This window comes from Protofrankia sp. CiP1_Cm_nod3, assembly GCF_982290655.1.
The window spans coordinates 5,427-8,592 of record NZ_CEVIVD010000185.1; the positions used below are offsets into that span (position 1 = coordinate 5,427).

Here is a 3,166-nt window from a genome sequence, read left to right on the forward strand (position 1 = left end):
CCGCGGCCGCACCGGAGAAGACCAGCCCGACGAGCGGGGACGCCCCCGCCGCGGACAGCACGAGGAACGGTAGCGGGACGAGCCATGGTGAGGCTCCCGGCAGACCGTCGACAAGGTGGCTCATCGACAGACACCTACCAGGCCGGCCGGTCAGTGCGGCGGGCCGGTCAGTGCGGCGGGCCGAGCAGCGCGCGTACGAGCGCGATGCCGAGCTGGGAGCGGTCGGTCTGCCAGACGTGGCAGTACTCGTACGGCCAGGCGTAGACCGGGCACTGCCCGGTGCAGAGGGCGGACACCCGTGGCTCGTCGAGATCGGCGGCGGCGTAGCGGTACAGCAGCTCGATGCGGGCGGCGATGACACCGTAGTCGAAGACGCGGGCCAGGCGGTTCTCCCGGGCGAGTACCACCTCGATCGTCAGGCCCTCCAGGGGGTACCTGTCGGGAAGGACGTTCTGGAGGGACAGGAAGAGATCGGCCGCCCGGCGGCGCGGGTCGCCCAGGAGAGCACCGAACACGGCGAGCCTGCCGAGCGCCAGCCTGGGGCGCGTGAGCAGGCTGTGCGCGTAGAGGACGCGCAGGAGCGCGACGTCCATGAAGAACCGTTCGAGCGGTGTCTCGAGCGCGACGAGCTCGCGGTTGTCCAGGTAGCCGGCCACGATGCTGGCGTTGTGCGCGCGGTACCAGGCCTCCGGAGCGGGACGCCGCAGGAATGCCAGCCAGTGCCGCACGGCGGTCGTGCTGGGCTCGCCGTGCACGCCCCTGGACAGCAGGTCCGCCTCGGCCGCGTCGCGGAGCAGGGACTCGTTCACGGCTCGCCACCACGGGCTGCCGGGCGTCGCGGCGCTGGCGGGTGCCAGCAGGCCACGCTGGATCTGCCACCGCATGAAGGCCATCTCGGCACGCCGATAGGGCCGGATACTCCGGGCCGCGACGCGCCGGTCGTAGAACTGCGCGGCGAGCCGGAGACGCCGTACCGGGTCGTCACGGGCGATGGCAACCAGTTCCCCCGCGCGGTGAGCAGCACCCGCCGACACCCCTCGGCCGGACACCCCCCGAGCATATCGGACACTGGACCGGAGCTCAGGGACTGGGACGCCGTCGCCGCGCCGGTAGGTGCCTTGCCGGCGGGCGACGCGGACCAGGAGAGCCCTGTACGCGGCCCGATCCGCGAAAGTATCCGTGGGACGCGTCGCGCGCGGCGGAACTGGTGCGCATCCCATCAGAAATCATGGCCACGCCATATGCACCGGATACGCCCCGGCCGCAGGCACGGCGGATCACAGCGACACCACGGATTACGTGAGATCGGCACCGATTGCAGGCTCATGTTCTGAGGCTCATGCCTCAGCCGTTTCGGGTGGTGGTAGCCAGCCGCGTTCGCGCAGGGCGTGCCAGGCGCGCTGGACGTGTTCGGCGGTGAACATCCGCCCCTTGCGCGGTGTCCAGGCGCGCACGAGCCGGGAGACCTGGTCGGGATCCGTGGGGTCGGTGGCCTCACGGGTGGCGATCCAGTGCACGCTGGCGAGGAGCTCCATGCCGTACGGCGACTCGAAGCCCTCGACGAGGCGGAGCACGTGGTCGATGCGGCCGGTCGTGCTCGGCTGGTCAGCCAACGCTCGGTCGGCGGCGTCGGCGGCGCCGGGCAGGAGACCGAGCGGCTCGGCGTCGAGGACCCGTGCGTTGCCGTCACCGAACCCGGTCAGGTACTGCCCTTCGAGGTTGATCAGGGCATGACGCAGGTTGTCCGCGTAGGGCCCATAGCGGCCCTTGGTATAGAGCAACCCGAGAGGCTCACCAGCGTCGCGGAGGAAGTACAGGAGCTTCTGGACCTCGATCACGGAGATCTCGAGCGCCCGCGCGCAGTAACGATCGATGATCCGAATCAGCGCTGCCCTCGGGAGAGTCATCGTCGGCCGGACGGTGCGCGTCGTCATCTCGGCCGCCGACGGGGTCCGCCCCGGCGGATAGAGGACGACCCGCACATCGTCGAGGCCGGCGAGAGCGGAGCGGATTCTCGGTTCGATCTCGTGCCAGTCAAGGCCGCCGTTGCCGCAGCCAAGCGGGGGTACCGCGATCGAGCGGATGCTCAGCTCGCGGACCACCCGGACAAGGTCAGCCAGGCCACAGTCGATGTCCCGGACTTCCGACCGGGAGCGCCAGTGGCCCTTGGTAGGGAAGTTGACGATGTATCTCGGCCCGGTGGCCGCGCCGGTCGGCCAGACGTGCATCCGGCCCAACCGGAGCTGCCCGGCGTCAGCCGCCCGCCGGTAGGCCTCGAACATGGCCGGATAGGCGCGGCGGAACTGCAGCGCGAGACCCTTGCCCATCACGCCGACCGTGTTGACGGTGTTGACGAGCGCGTCGACGTCGGCGCCGAGGAGGTCACCGTCCGCCTTAATGATCATCGCTGCCTGTCCCATGCCCTAGAAATACCAGTCAGGTCTGACACTAACCGGCGGCTGAGGCTGTGCCGTTCCCATTGTGGCGAGGGCTCTGCGCCTGCTGACGGCGTTCTTGACGGCTACCTCGCTGAAGGCGGCCCAGGGCACCCGGCCGTGAACAAGGCACTCCGCCATCCGCCGTTCCCTGCGGTCGGGCTCGGCGTCGGTGTTCGCCCACATCCTGGCGCGCATCAGCGGCCAGTCGACCAGCGTGTCCAGATCCGCCGGATCGGAACGGAAGGTCGCTGCCTCAAGGACGGCGTTACGGTCAGTGAAGACCAGCGCGAGCCCCAGCCCGGTGAGCCTCTCGACAGAAGTCACCAGGTAGGCCAGCTCGTCGCAGCCCCCCGCATAAGTAGCCACCCGGCCACGGTGGATCGCGTACATCATCGGGCTGCGGGGCGCGAAGTAGAACGGCGCGTAGTCCCCTACCACACCGCCAGGAGCCACCGGCACCGGACGGTGGCGGCGGGCCGCCTTGATCTCCAGATTGCCGACCTCGGTACGCCTCGCGTCCGCCTCAATGGCCACCGTCTCCGGCAACAGGCCCTGCTCGGCGATCGCCGCGAGCTGGTCGAGATGCGTGAAGTGCGCCACGCGGGTCGGGACCGGCCGGGCCATGATGAACTGTGCACCTCCGACGTGAGGGTCTCGGTCAGGTGCCGACGTAGGCCGCGAGGTGCTCGCCGGTGAGGGTGGGGCGGGCTGCGACAAGGTCGGCGGGG

Annotated in this window: 3 protein-coding genes; all 3 read right to left on the reverse strand. The window is 70.1% G+C overall.

The genetic code is table 11. The features are described 5' to 3' along the window. Nucleotides 1–167: 167 nt before the first annotated feature. Entirely contained in the window at nt 168–1,034 is an 867-nt protein-coding gene (locus tag AC5LUJ_RS22030) for a hypothetical protein (RefSeq protein ID WP_493465651.1), read from the reverse strand. Between the two features lie 303 nt (nt 1,035–1,337). Continuing rightward, a complete protein-coding gene (gene darG / locus AC5LUJ_RS22035; protein WP_250283531.1) occupies nt 1,338–2,405 on the reverse strand; it encodes a type II toxin-antitoxin system antitoxin DNA ADP-ribosyl glycohydrolase DarG in 1,068 nt (355 codons plus the stop codon). A gap of 18 nt (nt 2,406–2,423) precedes the next feature. Continuing rightward, nucleotides 2,424–3,062, reverse strand: a complete 639-nt coding sequence (gene darT / locus AC5LUJ_RS22040) for a type II toxin-antitoxin system toxin DNA ADP-ribosyl transferase DarT (RefSeq protein WP_250283529.1) — start codon at nt 3,060–3,062, stop codon at nt 2,424–2,426. Nucleotides 3,063–3,166 lie beyond the last annotated feature (104 nt).

What these genes read in the sequence shown, in the direction of transcription:
- darT (WP_250283529.1), bottom strand. Translation starts at nt 3,062, where the DNA reads ATGGCCCGGCCGGTCCCGACCCGCGTGGCGCACTTCACGCATCTCGAC.
- darG (WP_250283531.1), bottom strand. Translation starts at nt 2,405, where the DNA reads ATGATCATTAAGGCGGACGGTGACCTCCTCGGCGCCGACGTCGACGCG.